Genomic DNA, 17,865 nt, shown 5'->3' with positions numbered 1-17,865 from the left:
TCGGACGATTGCTTCCCGTGCCGATCGGCGTTATACTGACCGTATGCGGATGATTTTAACCGGCACCGGTACGAGTCACGGCGTACCTGCGATTTCCTGTCATTGCAGCGTGTGTACTTCGCTCGATCCGAAAGACAAGCGCTTTCGGTGCAGCGCGTACATATCGCATCGAAACGCCGACGGAAGCGAAACGCACATCGTCATCGATACGGGGCCTGAGTTCCGCATGCAGGCGCTCGCGCATCATATCGATTCTCTCGACGCCGTGCTTTTGACGCACGCCCATGCCGATCACATTGCGGGGCTCGACGACCTGCGCATCTACAGCCACACGAAATCCGAGGGAGCGTTCCGCGGCACGCATCGAGCGGAGACGGACGAATCGCCGGGAGCGGGGCTTCCGGTATATGCGGATGAAAATACGATTTCGGGCATACAAAAGAGATTCGACTATATCTTTAAGCCGACGCAGATCGGAGGGGGGAAGCCCAAGCTGCATTTGATAAACGCATCGCGCTTTTCGGGAAAGAAGCCGCTTTATATCGGAGAAGTGCGCGCGATTCCGATTCCGATGTTTCACGGCGAGCTCGAGACGACGGGCTGGCTTTTGAGCGTCCGAGACGGAGCTTTATTCCGTTCGATCGCCTATCTCACCGACTGCAGCCGCATACCCGAAAGCTCGATTGAAACGCTCGTCGCATACGGCGGAATCATAGAACACGCGGTCATAGACGGACTTCGCGAAAAGCCTCACCCGACGCATTTTTCGTATTTCCAAGCGATGGAAAGTGCAGCTCTTATCAGGCCGCGCCGTACCTGGCTTACGCACATGAGCCACAATATGAGCCATGTCGATATAACGCGGTACTGCATACGGCGGACGGAAGATCTTCCGGTTTTGTCGGAAATAGTAAAAGCGGGCGGTTCGGTGCTTCCCGCATACGACGGTCTCGTCCTCGATGTGTAGCGGCGTTCGGGGAAAAACGTCCGTGAGGCGGGTATCGGAAAACTTCCGTGTGTTCTTTTTTGAAATACGTTTTACTCGGTCGCTGCCGTTTTTTAAAAGAAAAAACCGCCTGAGAGGCGGTTTGTACGATTACGATAAAACGATGAGGCGAAATGCTATTGCGCTTCGGCGGCTTTTTTATCCTGCTCGGCGAGAGCCGTGCGCACGTCTTTAGGCATGCGCACTTTTTTGTCGATATAGTCCGAGCGGATGCAGTTTGCGCACACGTTGATCGTGCGCGTCGTTCCCTCGACGATCGCCTTTACTTTGTGGATATTCGGCCGCCACGTGCGTTTCGTATGATTATATGAATTGCTTACTTTGTGACCGTACATGAGCGATTTTCCGCAAACATCACAAGTTCTGGACATATTTGTACCTACCTTTACCGAATTGTACGATATTTTATCACTCTATCGGAAAAAGACAATTCTGTCAACAGCTGAACAAGAGCTTGAGCGCGTTTTTGTCGAGGTCTTTGCCGATGACGGTAAGTTTCGATTCGCTCATCGCATCGCAGGTTTCGATGTTGTAGCGTTTGTCGACGACGTCGAATTTCGCCCACTGTCCGTTTATCGGGACAAAGCCTTTGACGCGGTAGACGCGGCCGAAGCGCTCGGCGATGAGCGCCGAAAGACAGCTTATCAATTCTTCTATAGATTGAATAGCGATGCCGGTAAAGCTTGCCGTTTCCAAATCGGGGGCGGCCGAAAGCGGAAGCGGGAACAACGTGGTCTTACCGGTAAACGCGTTTTTCATCACATCGAAGAGTTCGCCCCACCATGCTTTTTCGATTTTGTCGTAGGGCTTCGCCGTTATGTCCGCTTGGGGATTGATGCTTTTGAGTGTACGGACGGCTTTTTCGATTTCCGCTTCGGTTTTATTTTCGGTTTTTGATATGACGATATGTGCGGCATTTTTGATTTGATCGGCGTAAAATTTTTCAAAGGTCGCAAGATACGAATCGATGCAGTCGATATCGACTACGGTAAGGGGTTTTAAAAGCCGTATGCGCTCGTATTCGATTTTATGCAGATTTGCGACGACGGAACTCAACAAGCCGACGCCGGTCGGTTCTACGACCAAATATTCGGGATCGACGGTATTTGCGATCGTCAGCACGGACATCGCGAAGTCCGATTTCAGCGAACAGCAAACGCAGCCTTCGGTCAGCTCCCACACTTTTAAGCGATTTTGCTCGAGCAGGTTCCCGTCTATGCCGGCGCCTCCGTATTCGTTTTCCACAACGGCAAAGGGCTTGTCGGATTTTTCGGCAAGCTTTCGGATAAAGGTCGTTTTTCCGGCGCCCAAAAATCCCGAAACGATCAATATATTCATATTATTAGGTCGAAAGTCGAGTTTCGAAAGTATTTCTAAATAAAAATATGCTTTCGGCAAGAACCCGTCCGCTTAGCCGCGGTCGAGCTTTTAGGGCAGGCTTCCGCAAGCCTAACGCTCGAAACGGCACGCAGCCGGAACCTCGCCTCCGCATCATTTTATTCACTTTCGAAACTCGCCGTTCAGTTGGTAAACGAAACAGTCGGAAAATTTCGAGTTTTGGAAAACTCGAAATTGAACCTATTAAAAAAGGGAAGGAGGCGGCGTGAAATCGCTCGCCGCCCCCTCCGCATATAGTTTCAGATCAGATGATGACGACCGGTTTGATCAGATCGGCCGGCTTGTCTTTCATCAACAGCAGCGCTTTTTCGACGTTTTCAAAACCGTTGAATTTATGCGTGATCAGTTTGGAAAGATCGAGTTTGCCGCATGCGACGAGACTGCCGAGCTTTTCCATTCTGAGTCTGCCGCCGGGCATGAGACCGCCGTTGATCTGTTTGTGTCCCATACCGACGCCCCATTCGACGCGCGGAATCTTAATCCAATCGCCGGAGCCGAGGTAGTTGACGTTTCCGATTTTTCCGCCGGCTTTTAAAGATTTGACGGCTGCGTCGAAGGTATCGACCGTACCGCCTGCGATGATGACTTTATCGACGCCTTTGCCGTGCGTTAAGTCTAAAACCTGCTTGTCGATCGGGCCGTTTTTGTAGTTGATGATATCGGTCGCGCCGTAGAATTTTGCAGCTTCGATACAGGCGGGGCGGCTTCCGACTGCGTAGAGTTTGGAAGCGCCGCGGAGGTTCGCGCCTGCTACCGACATGAGACCGACCGGCCCTATTCCGATAACGAGAACGGAATCGCCGTACTGAACGTCCGCGAGTTCGGCTCCGTGGAAGCCCGTCGGGACCATATCCGAAAGCATCGGCGCATACTGCACTTCGATGCCGTCCGGCAAGTGCGCGAGGTTTCCGTCCGCATCGTTTACGTGAAAGAATTCGCCGAATACGCCGTCTTTAAAGTTCGAAAATTTCCAACCGGCGAGCATACCGCCCGAATGCATCGAATAGCCTGCCTGCGCTTCGAGGGAGTTCCAGTCCGGCGTGATCGCGGGAACCAAAACCTTGTCGCCCGGTTTGAAATCTTTGACCAATGCGCCGACTTCGACGACTTCGCCGCAGCCTTCGTGGCCTAAAATCATATTGTGTCGGTCGCCGATTGCGCCTTCCCAAACGGTGTGAACGTCGGACGTACACGGGCTGAGCGCAAGCGGTTTACAGATAGCATCCATCGGGCCGCATTTCGGGCGGTCTTTTTCGATCCAACCCGTTTGGCCGATTTTGAGCATTGCAAATCCTTTCATATTAAGGCCTCCTATTTTTTTTCCGGTATACCGAAGTATACGAAACATATAAACAGTATATATGAGGACTGCGTATTTTGCAACAAAAAAATACGCAGTTTTGTCCCGTACCTGCACGATCGGTATGCTAGAGCGAAAACAGATCGTTTAATCCTTCCGACATCGTCGGATGCGTGTAGATAAAATCGCGAAGCGCCGTATACGGCAGATTATTGTCCATGGCGAGCTTTATCGCATTGATGATTTCGTGGGATTCCGCGCAAAAGAGCGCGGCACCTACAATAGAGCCGGTTTTATTGTCGATGAGCGCTTTGAGCATGCCTTCGCTTTTTTTCAAAACTTTCGCTTTCGGAATTGCCGCCGCATTCATTTTGACGATACGGCAATCGAGCTTTTTTGCGTTCGCTTCTTTTTCTCCGAGCCCGGCTTTGGAATACGGCGGGTCGATAAAAACCGAATATGTAAATGCGCCTCTGTTTTTTGTCGTACGCTCTTTTGTCCCGTACATATCCGATATAATGATTCTCGAGTCGTCGAGCGAAATATACGTAAACTGCATATTGCCGCACACGTCTCCCGCCGCCCAAATATTCGGCACGGATGTCCGCAAATGCTCGTCCGTCGCGATTCCTCCTCTTTCGGTAAATGCAATGCCCGCTTTTTCCGCGTGCAGTGCATCGACATTCGGCCTCCGGCCGACCGCCAAAAGCACGGCGTCTCCCGCAAGGCTGTATTTTTTCCCGTCTTGTATATACGTGAGATTTGCGTCGTCGATGCGTTCCGTTTGCGCACCGGTGATAATCTTTACGCCCCTGTTTTCGAGCACGCTCCTGATACTCTGTGCAACGTCTGCATCTTCTCTCGGAAGAAATGTATCTTCCTGCTGCACGATCGTTACCTTTGAGCCGAAGTTCGCATACATTGAAGAAAATTCCAAACCGATATATCCGCCGCCGATGACGGTCAACCGTTCCGGCAGTTCGGTTAAGTCCATGATACTTTCCGAAACGTAGACATGAGGATTGTTTTCCGTCCGTAAAGCGGGCGGGACAAACGGATACGAACCCGTGTCGATGACGAACTTTTTCGCTTCAATCGGCTGCACTTTTCCGTCGGAACTTTTTACTTCGACGGAAGATGCATTTAAAAATGAAGCCGTACCGTCAATGACGTCCACGCCCGATTCGATGAGCTTATTGTAGTTGGCTGCCCGCAGGGCGCTTGTCAGCGTGTTTTTATTTTCGATCGCCGCCTTATAGTATTGCTTTTGCAGCGCGAAATTTTCTTTGGGAGCAAGAGCCGCTTCGGTGATCAGCCGTTTCGACGGAATGCAGCCGACGTTGATGCACGTGCCGCCGTACATAGCCGAATCTTTTTCGACGAGGGCGACGCGTTCTCCTTTTTTCGATAATGCTGCGGCAAGCGTTTTTCCGGCTTTGCCGAAGCCGATGATAAGAGTATCGTATGTTTTCATACGGTCATTATATCGCTTTTGGCAGCAAATAAACAGCGTACCGTGCAAAAGCGGAACGCACGATACGTACACAAAAAACAGTTTTTATGCTATACTGCATCCATGCCGATGCTCATTTTAAATAATTTGCCGTGGTTTTGGCTCATCGTCGTCGTCCTCTGCATCGTCATCGAGTCGCTGACGATGGCGCTCACAACCGTTTGGTTTGCGTGCGGAGCTTTTGCGATGATTTTTTTGTCGCTTGCGCCGATTCCGTTTAAGTGGCAGCTTTTTATTTTCGTCGCGATTTCGCTCGCGCTGCTCATCTTTACGCGGCCGCTGGCGGCGAAAAAACTTGCAAAAAAAATGCCGACGAATGCGGACAAATCATTAGAACGTCTTTTGTAATTGTAAAGAAACAACGATACGATAAAAAAAGCCAACTACCGGACTTGAACCGATCACCGCCGCATTACGAATGCGATGCTCTACCGGATGAGCTAAGTTGGCAAATATGTGCGAACTATAGCATAATTACCTGATTATGGCAATATGCTTTTTCCGATCCGCTTATTTTTTCTCTTCGCGTTCGCGCGCTTCTCTTTCTTCGCGTGCAGCTTCTTTTTTATCTTTGATATCGGCAACACCGATAAACAGACAGATAAGCCCGACAAGAGCCGAAAGGACGGGCAGACAGCCTCTGAGAAAGGCAAGTACGTCCGCGCCCCAGTTGAGCGGAAAGGAAGGAAGCAATGCAAAAAAAGTAAATGCGATAAAAATGATCCCTGCAATCAACGACACCATAAGAACTCCCGTAACATTGTGTATTGGAATATAATAACTCGAATACGAAGTTTTGTAAATCACCGGACAAAGCCTGTCAAAGCCGGACAAAGCGTGTCAAAGCAAGAGTACCGAAGCGGAACATGAATGAAAATGCAAAACTCCTGCGCTCGACTTAGTTTTTGCAAAACGATATACTGCAAATCGATTTACATAAAACGGCGGCACAATTGATGGAGCGCAGATATTTCGTCGAAGCGGCAAAGATCACTATTCCGGTATTGTTCGGTTATCTTGCAATCGGTATTCCGTTCGGACTCATGATCGTAAACGCAGGGTATCCCGTGTGGATCGCTCCGATTATGAGCATAACGATGTATGCGGGAGCCGGACAATACGTCGCCGTCGGTTTGTTCGCTTCGGGCGCGCCGCTTGCTGCGATCGTTTTCACCGAACTCCTCGTCAATATCCGCCACATAGTATACGGGCTTTCGCTCATCACGCGATTTAAAAATACCGGCAAGTGGAAGCCGTATTTGATCTTCGCTCTAACCGATGAAACGTATTCGCTGCTGACAAGCTGTACCGTTCCCAAAGGCGCCCGTGAAGGCGCATTCTACGGTACGATCGCCCTGCTCGATCATCTGTATTGGATTACGGGCGGCGTCATCGGAGCGGTCGCGGGCAAATTTATTCCTTTTTCGTTTGCCGGCGTCGATTTCGCCCTTACGTCTCTTTTTATGGTGCTGCTCATCGAACAGCTTGCAAAATCGCGCGACGCCGCTCCTCCTCTCATCGGAGCGATTGCCGCCCTCGTCGCCGTCATCCTTTCCCGCATCGGAATTCTTCCGTCGGAGCATATCCTCATAATCGCCATTGCGTTCGCACTCGCAGCGCTTGCAGCGGTAAAAGGTAAAAAATTTAAAAGCGAAACGGAGACATCCCTATGACACCGCTTACGCTTAAGGCCGCGCTTGTCGCAACGTTTATATCCGCGTTTGTCGTTTTTTTGACGCGGGCTTTTCCGTTTATAGTTTTTTCATACCGCGATCCGCCGCGCGTCATCTCCTTTATCGAAAAATATATTCCGCCGATGATCATGGCCGTTCTCGTCGTCTACTGTTTTAAAGACGTGGAATTCGCATCCCGCCCGTGGGGACTTCCGTCAATCATTGCGCTCGGCGCGACGGCGCTTCTGCACTTATGGAAACGGAATGCGATGATAAGTATCTTCGGCGGGACGCTCCTGTATATGGCACTCTCGCGTTTACCGTATTGACAGGATATTCGATATACGCAAAATCGATCCGCGTACACGCACATCCGCGAGTTTTTTGAAAACTCGAAGTTAAAAGCGCCGCGCCGTTTCAGCGGCGCTTTTTAAACGTGCAGCCGAAAATCTCCCTGTGCCGAAAATCTCCTGTGGCGCTTCGTTTCGATTTCTGCTATAGTTGCGCGTATGGCAGAATTATTGGCGCCGGCGGGTAATATCGAATCGCTCGATGCGGCTGTCGGCGAAGGAGCCGATGCGGTATATCTCGGTCTCAAAAGCTTTAATGCGCGGCTTCGCACGACGAATTTTGCATGGAATCAATTCGAAGCGGCTGTCGATGCCCTTCATCGGCTCGGCAAAAAAATATACGTTACGGTCAACACGGTGTGCGAAGAGCACGAGACGGAAAAGCTGTATCGGCTCTTGTGCTACCTCGACAGGGTAAAGCCCGACGGGCTCATCGTGCAGGATTTCGCCGTCATCCGCATGGCGCAGCAGTTTTTCCCCACGATGGAACTGCACGCATCGACGCAGATGAACGTCGAAAGCGCGGCGGGCGTAAATCTTTTGAGCAGGGAAGGCGTCAAGCGCGTCGTTCTTGCGCGCGAACTCGGCCTCGAAGAAATCAAATCGATAAAAGCTGCGACGACGGCGGAACTCGAAGTGTTCGTACACGGCGCACTGTGCGTGAGCGAATCGGGACTCTGTCTTTTTTCAAGTTTTCTCGGCGGTAAGTCGGCAAACCGCGGTATGTGCACGCAGGCGTGCCGCCGCTATTATACGGCGGAACAGCGCGGCGGCGTTTCGGAAGGGTATTATTTTTCACCGTGCGATCTCGAACTCATCTCGAAGATTCCCGACCTTGAAGAAGCGGGCGTCGCCTCATTTAAAATCGAAGGGCGTATGAAAAGTGCGGAATATGTCGGCGCCGTCGTCGCCGCTTACCGCTATGTTATGGATCACTGGAGAGAAGACAAAAAAGGCGCGGTCATAACGGCGAAGCGTATGCTCGCATCCGATTTTGCGCGATCGAAATCGTCGTATTGGTACAATTTTAAAACGCAAGCCGAAGGCGTCGAAAAGGCGGGAGAGGAGATATTGAATCCCGATCAGGCGGGCGGTACGGGCATCTATCTCGGTACGATCGCCGCGCTGAAACCCGCTCCCGCCTCTCTCGTCGAAGCGGAAAAGAAAAACGCTGCGCCCGGCACTCCGCCGGAACAGCTTCGCGTGCAGATGGCGCGCTTAAAAGGCGGCTCCTACGATCCCGATCAAGGAGATTCGATCCGACTGCACCGCAGGGACGATTCCGGCCGCATGAGCCGCAAAGTGCGCAGCGTAGAGACGGCGGACGACGGTACTCGATGGATAGACGTACCCGGCGGTTTTCAAGTTGGTGACAGCGTCTACCTTTTACAAACGAAAGCCGCATCGAAGCGTTATCCGCGCGTCCTCACACGCGACATATCGCAGTATCGGAGGCAGCCCGGAGACGAAAAGCTTCCCGTGCTCGACTTGACGAGCGTCGGCAAAAACGAATTGCAGTTTTTCTCCGAAGGCTTATACGTGCAGGTGTCATCCGTAGCGGACGTGTTCGTCGTTCAATCGGCACATCCGGTAAGAGTTATCATCGAACTGAACGGCGAAACGTTGTACGATCTTGTAAATCACAAAACCGTGCTGCCGCTTTCCAAAAAGCAGCTCATCATTTCCCTCGATCCCTTTTGTCCGCCCGAAACCGAAAACTCATTGCGGCAAACGCTCGATGCGCTCATCGGCGACGGCTTTACGACGTTTATCGCAAACAATATCGCACACATCGCGCTGCTCAAAAGCAAAAAAGACGTCAACGTCATCGCCGGTCCCTATCTCTATACGTTCAATCGATGGGCGGTTTCGTGGCTCGAAAATCAAAACATCGGCGCCTTCGTCATGCCCTATGAAAATTCGCGGAAAAATCTTTTGGCGACTTTTCCGCCTTCCGTCCGTTCCCGCATCCTCGTGCCCGTGTTCGCGTACCCTGCGCTTTTCCGCCTGCGCTTTAAACTGCCGCCTTCATACGATTTTACGTATTTTACCGATAAAGAGGGCGCTTCGTTCAAAGTCAATTCGACGCCGGACGGTTCGTTCGTCATGCCCGAAACCGCATTTTCGGTGACGGATAAATGCGATCTCCTCTACGGCGACGGCATCAAGCGTATTTTACTCGACTTTTCGAAGACGAAGGTGACAAAGCCCGAACTGCGCGAAGTGATGAATTCGCTTATTAAAAAAATTCCGCTCCGCGGCGCGTATCGCTTCAATTGGAAAGAAGGCTTTTATTCGCCGAAACGCGTCGAGGAACAAAAATCGCGGGGAGCGGAAGCTCGCTCCCGAACAAAAAAGAAATAAACAACCTCACCGTAGCGCAGCGAAATTGTTGCTCGCAAAAGGCATTGCAGTCGGATAAAGGATGCCGGGCTTTTGCCTTTTCCAAAGCGGAACGGGGCTGTCGAAAAATCGACGATTACCCGGTATCAATTAATTACATCACCAAAACCGCGATGTGATACACGATGAACGACAGGACGAGCGCGCTTGCGATATAATAGAATGCGATCGATGCCGTCCATTTGAGCGAATGCGTTTCGCGATATGTCGCCGTAACTGCCATGAGGCAGGGCACGTTGAACGAAACGGCGAACATAAACGCGAGCGCTTCCGCTTTTGAAATCGCCTCGGGCAAAACGGCTGCGAGGTTTCCGCTTGAAGCGCCTGCGGTCTTTGCCAAAAAAGTCGCCGTCATAACATCGCCCGTTCCGACATAGAGCGAATTCAATACTCCGAGTACCGCTTCTTTTGAAACGGCGGACGCGAGAAAGGCGATAAAAGTCTGCCAGCCCAATCCGAAAAAGCGCGTAACCGGTTCGATGTACGTGCCGAATCGGTAGATGATGCTGTTTTCCGCGCGTCCCGTCGATGAAAACGACAGCGCCCAAAAAATTACCGAAATCAAAAATATGACGCGGAGCGCCCTCTTAAAGATGTCCCACGATTTTGCAAACGACGTATAGAGCACGTTCCCCCATCTGGGCCGGTGATACGGCGGAAGTTCCATGAGCATACCGGTACGCTCTGCGGCGGGCGAAAGCTTGTTGCCGAAAATCTTTGCCGTGATGAATATCATAAAAAACATATACGCATAAATGCCGAGCATGACGAGGATGCCGTGCGCGCCGAAAAAAATCGTCGCAAGCGTCGGCATGATGGTCGCTATGGCGGCGCAGGGTACCGCCCACGTAAGCATAATCGTCAGTATGCGCTGTCCCCAATTGTCGATGACGCGCGCGCCTGCGGCTCCTCCGATCGTGCAGCCCAAACCCATCAGCATGGGGCAGATGCTTTTTCCCTGCAGTCCGAGCTTCGTCATCGTTCCGTCGAAAGCGTAGGAAATGCGCGCCAAAAATCCGGTCTCTTCGAGCGCCGTAAACGTAAACGCTACGCCGACGACAAAGCCCGCCATCGCGGCGGCAAAGTACACGACATTCGGGATCAAATCGGCAGCGAGCGATTCCAAAAAAGGAGCCGCGTGTCCGGCCTGCATGAGGCGATGGAGGAGGGGAGATGCGAGACGAGGAATAAACGATCCGAGTCCCATGAGCGGTACGGCCATGATCATCGACGCGACGAAAGCGAGCAGCATGACAGCGACTGAAAGCGGCTTTCCCCAGCGGCGGCTCGTAAAGATGCGGTCGGCTTTTGAAAGCGCTGCGCGCTTTTTTTCGCCTGTGACGACGCCGTCGAGCAGCGCTTCGATCCATTGAAAGCGGGCGTTCGCAAGTTCCATTTCGCTTTTTGTACCGCCGCACAGAGCGTCGAGTTTTTCCGTATCGATTTTTTTCGGATTATTAAATTCGTTTCGGAGTATATCTTTCAGTTCGGGATATTTTTTTCTATCGGCGGCGACAAAGGGAACGACGGTGATGCCGAGCCGCTTTGCAAGGAGTGCCGTATCGATCGATTTTCCCTGCAGTTTTGCGACATCCATCATATTGAGAATTAAAACGGCCGGCACGCGCATCGGTGCGAAGTCTGCGAGCATGTAGAGATTTCGCCTGAGCTGAGAGGCGTCGGCGAGTATGCAGACGATGTCGGCTTTACCGGATGCGATGTAGACGCGCGTTATCTCTTCTTCCTGTGAACCCGCCGAAAGGGAATAGCTTCCCGGAAGATCTGCGACGATGTATCGCTCTCCGTCGATAGTGAAATAACCTTCTTTTTGTTCTACCGTTTTTCCGGGCCAGTTGCCGACGTGCTGGTGCGAGCCCGTAAGTCCGTTATACAGCGTGGATTTTCCCGAGTTCGGCTGTCCGAGCAATGCGATTGTTTTTGTCATAATCGGTTCTCCGCTTCTACGAAAATTTTATCGAGATCGCCGCAGCTGATCGCGATCAGCGTATCGCGCGCTTCGATGAGTATGGGCTGTTTTTTTTCGTGCCTCACGACGGTGAGCGGACAGCCGACCGTAAGCCCCATCGACGTAACCCTTCCGATAAAGTGCGCATCTCCTGCGATATCGGTTATCGTTCCGGAAAATCCTTCCCGCGTTTCGCTCAGCGACATAACACCTCCTGCACGGCTTGAAAACGCGCCGGACGCGCAGTCAAAAAGATAGCCTATGCTAATATTACTATAACACAGATTTTCAAATCGTGCCATATCGATTAAAAATTAATTCGCTTTTTACGGCTCGGCGATTTTTACGGTGCCTGTATGTTTTCTTGTCGATTTCGTCAAAATGAAGTACACTTATACGTGTGATTTTTATTTAAAATTGCGGAGAAAAATGCCGCGTTTTTGCAGAGGCGGCATGGAAAATAATTATTAAACGGGAGTTGCTATGGCGATAATCGGTGCGTTTACGGTTCCGCATCCGCCTCTCATCGTGCATGAAGTAGGTAAGGGCAGGGAAAATGAAATCGCGGCGACAATTGCCGCGTATGTGCAGGTTGCAAAAAAAATCGCGAATCTGAAGCCCGAAACGATCGTCGTCACGTCTCCGCATGCACCGCTCTATCGCGATTATTTTCATATATCGCCGGGTACCGAAGCCTTCGGTGATTTTTCCGATTTCGGTGCGGCGGAAGTGCGCTTTCATCTTTTTTACGATGCCGATTTTGTTAAAGCCCTTTGCAGCGAAGCCGATAAAGCGAATATCGCTGCAGGCACGAAAGGCGAAAAGCGGGCGTCGCTCGACCACGGTACGATGGTGCCGCTGTATTTTATTAATAAATATTATACCGATTATAAACTCGTGCGTATCGGTCTTTCGGGGCAGTCGTACAAAGCGCATTATGCGCTCGGCGAATGCATTCGTCGCGCGGCGGAAAAGACGGGAAAGAGCGTTGTCGTTGTCGCAAGCGGTGATCTCTCGCATGTGCTGAAATCGGACGGACCCTACGGGTATCGTGCGGAAGGCCCCGTATACGATGAGCGCATTATGGACGTTATGGAAAGCGCCGATTTCGGAAAGCTTTTTTCGTTCAGTCCCGATTTTTGTGAAAACGCCGCGGAGTGCGGGCACCGTTCGTTTATCATTATGGCGGGCAGCCTCGATCGCACGGCAGTCCGAGCGGAAAAGCTTTCTTACGAAGGACCTTTCGGCGTCGGCTACGGGATATGCGCCTATGAAGTGACGGGGCGCGACGACGTGCGCAATTTTTTGGAGCGGTACGAAGCGGAGGAGAGGCGCTCTCTCGATGCTCGGAAAAGAAACGAAGACGAATACGTCCGCCTCGCAAGGCTTGCGGTCGAAAACTATGTGCGAACAAAAGGCGCGCTCCGCATCGAAGGCGGTGCGGCCGTGAGTTCTAACGGCGTCGAGCGGATGGAGCTTTCGGACGATTTGCTCAAAAACCGCGCAGGAGTTTTCGTATCGCTGAAAAAAGACGGCATGCTCCGCGGCTGTATCGGAACGATCGCACCGGTGCGGGAGAGCATTGCCCAAGAGATCGCGCACAATGCGATAAGTGCCGCCGCTTTCGATCCGCGCTTTTCCGAAGTGACGGAAGACGAGCTTTCATCTCTCGTCTACAGTGTAGATGTCCTTTCGAGCCCTGAAAAAATTTCGTCGAAAGAAGCGCTCGATGTAAAACGCTACGGCGTCATCGTGACGAAGGGAAACAGGAGAGGCTTGCTTTTGCCGAACCTTGAAACGGTAAACACGGTCGACGAACAGATCGAAATCGCGTGCAAAAAAGGCGGCATCGACAAAAGTGAAAATCCCGAACTCGAACGCTTTGAAGTCGTGCGCCATTATTAAGTCGAAATTGAACCTATTAAATTCCTGGTATTGCAATGAAAGATGATGCTGGTACAAAAATACTTTCGCCGAGAAATCATACGACGGTCCTTACGGCGGACGACAGAAAATTATTAAAGCCGCTCATCCGCCGCGCGGCAGCCCCGCTTTCGAAAGATGAAATCGTCGATTCGATATTCAACGGCGACTTGCTCAAGACGATCGATTTTTTTCCGTCGGAATCGGTCGATCTCATGATAATCGATCCGCCGTACAATATCACGAAAAATTTCGGCGGCGTAAAATTCGCGTCTCGCGGAGACGAAGCGTATGCGGACTACCTTGCCTCGTGGTTTCCGCGTGTCGTTCGGCTCCTTAAAAAAAATGCGAGCGTTTATATTTGCGGCGATTGGAAGAGCGCGGCATCTGTGTACACGGCGGCAAGCGGTCTTTTGACGGTGCGGAACCGCATTACGTGGCAGAGGGAAAAGGGACGCGGGGCGAAAGCGAATTGGAAAAATTGTTCGGAAGATATTTTTTTTGCGACGGTAAGCGGCGATTATTATTTCGATGCGGATGCGGTTAAGCAAAAGCGGCGCGTCATAGCGCCCTACCGCAAAGACGGAAAACCGAAAGATTGGGAGGATGGCGACGGCGGAAAATTCCGCTTGACGGGCGCGTCGAATTTTTGGGATGACATCACGGTGCCGTATTGGTCGATGAGCGAAAACACCGAGCATCCGACGCAAAAACCCGAAAAGCTTATCGCAAAATTGATATTGGCGAGTTCGGAAAAAGGCGCGCTCGTCTTCGATCCCTTTCTCGGTTCGGGTACGACAGCCGTCGTCGCAAAAAAGCTCGGGCGCAGGTATTGCGGCATCGAAATCAATGAAGACTACTGTTTTCTTGCATTGAAGCGCCTTGCGCGGGCGGAGCGCGATACGTCGATTCAAGGGTATACGGACGGCGTGTTTTGGGAACGCAACACGGGAAGGGAACAGGGAGAGTTTCGTGAAAAGCGCTGAGTCCGAAATGCGTGTGACGTGCGACACGTGCTTTTACCGCTGCTCCCTCGCCGAAGGTCAGGCGGGAAAATGCCGCGCCCGAATCAACAGAAGCGGAAACATCGTTCCGCTCAATTACGGACGACTCACCGCGCTCGCCCTCGATCCGATCGAAAAAAAGCCGCTGTATCGATTTTTTCCCGGAAGCATGATTTTGTCGGCGGGAAGTTTCGGCTGCAATATGCACTGTCCGTTTTGCCAAAATGCGGAGATTTCGCAAAGCGGCGGCGACATCGAAACGGCATATGTTTCACCCGAATCCCTTGCCGAAAAAGCTTTGTCGCTTGTTCCTCGCGGCAATATCGGAGTCGCCTACACGTACAACGAACCGCTCGTGTCGTGGGAATACGTGCGCGATGCGTCGCGCTGTGTACGCTCTCTCGGTATGAAAAACGTCGTCGTCACAAACGGCTGCGTCAACAGCACTGTGATCGAAGCAGTGCTGCCGTACATCGATGCGATGAACATCGATCTGAAAGGATTTACGCGCGAGTGGTACGAGGTCTTGGGCGGCGATTTGGATGTCGTCAAAGATACGATTGCGCGCTCGGCGAAGAAGACGCACGTCGAAGTTACGACGCTCATCGTTCCCGGAAAAAACGACGGGGAAGAGGAGATACGCTCGCTCGCGCAGTGGGTTTCGAGCATCGATAAAAAGATTCCGCTGCACATTACGCGCTTTTTTCCGCACTGGCGCATGCCGGATGCGGAGGCGACGCCGGTCGACACGGTGTACCGTTCTGTTTCCGCCGCGCGCGAATACCTCGAATACGTGTACCCCGGCAACTGCTGAGCGGAAATTTTTACGGGATGTTTCAGCCGCCTAAGAAAATATCCAATTTTTCGATATTACCAGGGCTTACGCATGAGAATCTATATTCCTCAAAAAATAACCATTACCGTAAAAAATCGGCTGCACTCCCGGCAGCAGCCCTGCCGTTCGCCGCGGCAGACCGTGATTGGAATCGGACTGCGCGAACTTTTTTACCAAAAAGTTCGCTTGCCATCGGTCTGAGCGGCTCGGCGGCATTGCCGCTGCCTCGCGTTCCGCCTTTTTTATTTTATATTATGTCTCTTTTCTGTGTATACATTTTTCATGCGTAATCCCTGTCGATATTACCTGTTCGCCTTGTCGATTTACGGCAAATAGTATACCATGGCGGTGCATATCCTGCGATAAAACTTGCGCAAAATCGGTACGGGGCGTTGCGGGGTGTCCCCGCAGAGGGGGCAGCGCACAACGAAGTGTGCGCGAGGGGGAGGCTTCCCCCCCCCTCGGATTAAGAATATTTAAAAAAAATCGTTTGACAGCTCGTATTTTTTGCCGTATACTTATTCGTATAATATAACCCCAAGGGAGGCCTTTTATGGCAAAAGTTGAACTGAAGGGTGTCGGAAAAGTATACGAAGGCATGACGCGTGCCGTCACCGACGCCAATATCACGGTCGAAGACAAAGAGTTTTGCGTTTTCGTCGGTCCGTCCGGCTGCGGAAAATCGACGACGCTCCGCATGGTTGCGGGTCTTGAAGACATTACCGAAGGCAAGCTGTACATCGACGGCGTGGAGATGAACGATGTTCCGCCGAAAGACCGCGACATCGCTATGGTGTTCCAAAACTATGCGTTGTACCCGCACATGACGGTGTACGACAATATGGCTTTTGGTTTGAAGATCCGCAAAATGGATAAAGCGGAAATCGATCGCCGCGTAAAAGATGCTGCAAAGCAGCTCGATTTGACGCAGTATTTGAACAGAAAACCGAAAGCGCTTTCCGGCGGTCAGCGCCAGCGCGTTGCAGTCGGCCGTGCGATCGTGCGCAATCCGAAAGTATTCCTCTTCGACGAACCGCTGTCGAACCTCGACGCGAAGCTCCGCGTTACGATGCGTTCAGAACTCGCTTCTTTGCACCAGAGGCTGCAGGCGACGATGATTTACGTTACGCACGATCAGATCGAAGCTATGACGCTCGGTACGAAAATCGTCGTTATGAAAGACGGATTTATTCAGCAGATCGGTGCGCCGCTTTATTTGTACAATTCGCCGATCAACAAATTCGTCGCGGGATTTATCGGCACGCCGCCGATGAATTTTATGACGGTTAAAGTCGCCGAAAAGGGCGGAAAGATCGTGTGTGACGAGGGTTCGTTTGAAGTCGTTCCGACGGACGCGCAGGCGAAAGAGCTGAAAGCTTTCGTCGGCAAAGAAGTATCGTTCGGCATCCGCCCCGAAGACGTTGCGTTTTCTGAAAAACCTGCCGCGTCGAACAATATGCAGATGAAGCTTACGAACAAAGAACCGCTCGGCTCGGAAACGCACCTCTATGTCGTTACGACGAAGGGACAAAACCTCATCGTCAAAACGTCGGCAAATGCGGACTTCCGTCTCGGCGATACGCTCAACTTCGTTCCGAATATGGAAAAGGCGAAATTCTTCTCTATGGAAGAAGGCGAGCCGAATATCTGCGATAAAGTCGAAAAGAAGTGGTAAACCGATTTATCGATTGAAAAACCGCCGCAGTGTTGCGGCGGTTTTTTTATCTCTGCGCCGTTCGAATTGTTTATTTATAAGCGAATGTATGTTATAATTAGGGATTAGGAGGAATGTATGTCCGATTCGGCATTTAATTATTTTAATCGATTGGATTCGCTTGATTTATCGGATTTGGAAATTCTTTCCGACAAAATAACCACATTGATTTTTAAAAAAAAGAAAACCGATACCTTGCAGATTAAAGAGGGATTGTCTTTTTTTAATAATATAAAAGGTAGTGTGAATCGTAAAATCGATGAAAAGCAAGAATTGAAAGAAGCCTTGGATGAAAAATACTCATATTCTACTTGATACGAATATCGTACTCGATTTGGTTCAAAAACGGGAACCGTATTCGGAAAACGCTTCTAAAATAATCAATTCTTGCGTTATCGGAGAAAATATCGGATATTTTTCAGCGCATTCATTGTCGGATTTGTTTTTTATTTTGCGTAAAGATAAAACCGTTCAAGAAAGAAAAGAGTTGATTTTAAATCTGTGTAAATTTTTTACAATAATTTCAGAACGAGAAGATTTTTTTGTTTCGATCTGTACCAATTCGGATTGGGATGATTTGGAAGACGGACTTCAAATAAAATGTGCGGAAAGTGAACACTTGGATTATATTATTACACGCGATAAAGAAAACGGATTTAAGAACTCACCCATAAAAATTATCAGCCCGGAAGAATTTTTAAAATTATAATTGCCTTGCATATTTTCAAAACCGAATTTCCAGACAAGTCCCTTCTTTATCTCCGCGCCGTGCGAATTGTT

18 protein-coding genes and 1 tRNA gene are annotated in these 17,865 nt (G+C 50.8%); 11 read left to right on the top strand and 8 right to left on the bottom strand.

Going from position 1 to position 17,865, the window contains the following annotated elements:
* Positions 1–43 precede the first annotated feature (43 nt).
* Positions 44–967, top strand: a complete 924-nt coding sequence (locus HRI97_RS09705; RefSeq protein WP_253725254.1) for an MBL fold metallo-hydrolase — start codon at positions 44–46, stop codon at positions 965–967.
* A 155-nt stretch (positions 968–1,122) separates the two neighbouring features.
* On the opposite strand, the gene rpmB is transcribed toward HRI97_RS09705, so the two are convergent.
* The 4 genes from rpmB to HRI97_RS09685 form a co-directional block, all read right to left on the bottom strand.
* Positions 1,123–1,377, bottom strand: coding sequence for a 50S ribosomal protein L28 (rpmB, locus tag HRI97_RS09700; RefSeq protein ID WP_253725253.1), 255 nt, complete (start codon positions 1,375–1,377; stop codon positions 1,123–1,125).
* A 64-nt stretch (positions 1,378–1,441) separates the two neighbouring features.
* Positions 1,442–2,344: a CobW family GTP-binding protein gene (locus HRI97_RS09695; protein WP_253725252.1), complete on the bottom strand. Its 903-nt coding sequence runs from the start codon at positions 2,342–2,344 to the stop codon at positions 1,442–1,444.
* A gap of 304 nt (positions 2,345–2,648) precedes the next feature.
* Positions 2,649–3,704, bottom strand: a complete 1,056-nt coding sequence (locus HRI97_RS09690) for an NAD(P)-dependent alcohol dehydrogenase (RefSeq protein ID WP_253725251.1) — start codon at positions 3,702–3,704, stop codon at positions 2,649–2,651.
* A 127-nt stretch (positions 3,705–3,831) separates the two neighbouring features.
* The gene (locus HRI97_RS09685) at positions 3,832–5,178 is read right to left on the bottom strand and encodes an FAD-dependent oxidoreductase (protein WP_253725250.1); all 1,347 of its coding nucleotides are present in this window, start codon (positions 5,176–5,178) and stop codon (positions 3,832–3,834) included.
* A 102-nt stretch (positions 5,179–5,280) separates the two neighbouring features.
* On the opposite strand from HRI97_RS09685, the gene HRI97_RS09680 reads away from it, so the two are divergent.
* On the top strand, positions 5,281–5,565 hold the full coding sequence (locus tag HRI97_RS09680) for an NfeD family protein (protein WP_253725249.1): 285 nt from the start codon (positions 5,281–5,283) through the stop codon (positions 5,563–5,565).
* A gap of 29 nt (positions 5,566–5,594) precedes the next feature.
* On the opposite strand, the gene HRI97_RS09675 is transcribed toward HRI97_RS09680, so the two are convergent.
* Positions 5,595–5,667, bottom strand: a tRNA-Thr gene (locus tag HRI97_RS09675).
* A 60-nt stretch (positions 5,668–5,727) separates the two neighbouring features.
* Positions 5,728–5,961 (bottom strand): hypothetical protein, encoded by a 234-nt coding sequence (locus HRI97_RS09670; protein ID WP_180485135.1) that lies wholly within the window; start codon positions 5,959–5,961, stop codon positions 5,728–5,730.
* 212 nt (positions 5,962–6,173) lie between these two features.
* On the opposite strand from HRI97_RS09670, the gene HRI97_RS09665 reads away from it, so the two are divergent.
* The 3 genes from HRI97_RS09665 (at position 6,174) to HRI97_RS09655 (ending at position 9,604) form a co-directional block, all read left to right on the top strand.
* Positions 6,174–6,890, top strand: coding sequence for an AzlC family ABC transporter permease (locus HRI97_RS09665; protein WP_253725248.1), 717 nt, complete (start codon positions 6,174–6,176; stop codon positions 6,888–6,890).
* Entirely contained in the window at positions 6,887–7,219 is a 333-nt protein-coding gene (locus HRI97_RS09660) for a branched-chain amino acid transporter permease (protein ID WP_253725247.1), read from the top strand. The genes HRI97_RS09665 and HRI97_RS09660 overlap by 4 nt, the downstream gene beginning before the upstream one ends.
* A gap of 180 nt (positions 7,220–7,399) precedes the next feature.
* The gene (locus HRI97_RS09655; protein WP_253725246.1) at positions 7,400–9,604 is read left to right on the top strand and encodes a peptidase U32 family protein; all 2,205 of its coding nucleotides are present in this window, start codon (positions 7,400–7,402) and stop codon (positions 9,602–9,604) included.
* 133 nt (positions 9,605–9,737) lie between these two features.
* Here the strand turns inward: HRI97_RS09655 and feoB are convergent, their stop codons facing one another.
* Both feoB and HRI97_RS09645 read right to left on the bottom strand, forming a co-directional pair.
* Complete coding sequence (gene feoB, locus HRI97_RS09650) at positions 9,738–11,588, bottom strand: ferrous iron transporter B (RefSeq protein WP_253725245.1); 1,851 nt, start codon at positions 11,586–11,588, stop codon at positions 9,738–9,740.
* On the bottom strand, positions 11,585–11,815 hold the full coding sequence (locus HRI97_RS09645; RefSeq protein WP_253725244.1) for a FeoA family protein: 231 nt from the start codon (positions 11,813–11,815) through the stop codon (positions 11,585–11,587). Before HRI97_RS09645 ends, feoB begins: the two co-directional genes overlap by 4 nt.
* Positions 11,816–12,092: 277 nt before the next feature.
* On the opposite strand from HRI97_RS09645, the gene amrA reads away from it, so the two are divergent.
* The 6 genes from amrA to HRI97_RS09615 all read left to right on the top strand — a co-directional run bounded on the left by amrA (position 12,093) and on the right by HRI97_RS09615 (position 17,794).
* A complete protein-coding gene (gene amrA / locus HRI97_RS09640) occupies positions 12,093–13,514 on the top strand; it encodes an AmmeMemoRadiSam system protein A (protein ID WP_253725243.1) in 1,422 nt (473 codons plus the stop codon).
* 35 nt (positions 13,515–13,549) lie between these two features.
* A complete protein-coding gene (locus HRI97_RS09635) occupies positions 13,550–14,518 on the top strand; it encodes a DNA-methyltransferase (RefSeq protein WP_253725242.1) in 969 nt (322 codons plus the stop codon).
* Positions 14,505–15,350, top strand: a complete 846-nt coding sequence (gene amrS / locus HRI97_RS09630; protein ID WP_253725241.1) for an AmmeMemoRadiSam system radical SAM enzyme — start codon at positions 14,505–14,507, stop codon at positions 15,348–15,350. The genes HRI97_RS09635 and amrS overlap by 14 nt, the downstream gene beginning before the upstream one ends.
* A 574-nt stretch (positions 15,351–15,924) precedes the next feature.
* Positions 15,925–17,046 carry an ABC transporter ATP-binding protein gene (locus tag HRI97_RS09625; RefSeq protein WP_187420481.1) on the top strand — a complete coding sequence of 374 codons (1,122 nt, stop codon included), beginning with the start codon at positions 15,925–15,927 and terminating at the stop codon, positions 17,044–17,046.
* 117 nt (positions 17,047–17,163) lie between these two features.
* The gene (locus HRI97_RS09620) at positions 17,164–17,400 is read left to right on the top strand and encodes a hypothetical protein (protein WP_253725240.1); all 237 of its coding nucleotides are present in this window, start codon (positions 17,164–17,166) and stop codon (positions 17,398–17,400) included.
* Complete coding sequence (locus HRI97_RS09615; RefSeq protein WP_253725239.1) at positions 17,375–17,794, top strand: type II toxin-antitoxin system VapC family toxin; 420 nt, start codon at positions 17,375–17,377, stop codon at positions 17,792–17,794. The genes HRI97_RS09620 and HRI97_RS09615 overlap by 26 nt, the downstream gene beginning before the upstream one ends.
* Positions 17,795–17,865 lie beyond the last annotated feature (71 nt).

This window comes from Treponema socranskii subsp. buccale, assembly GCF_024181585.1.
GTDB lineage: Bacteria > Spirochaetota > Spirochaetia > Treponematales > Treponemataceae > Treponema_D > Treponema_D buccale.
This window is presented reverse-complemented; position numbering and strand designations above follow the sequence as displayed.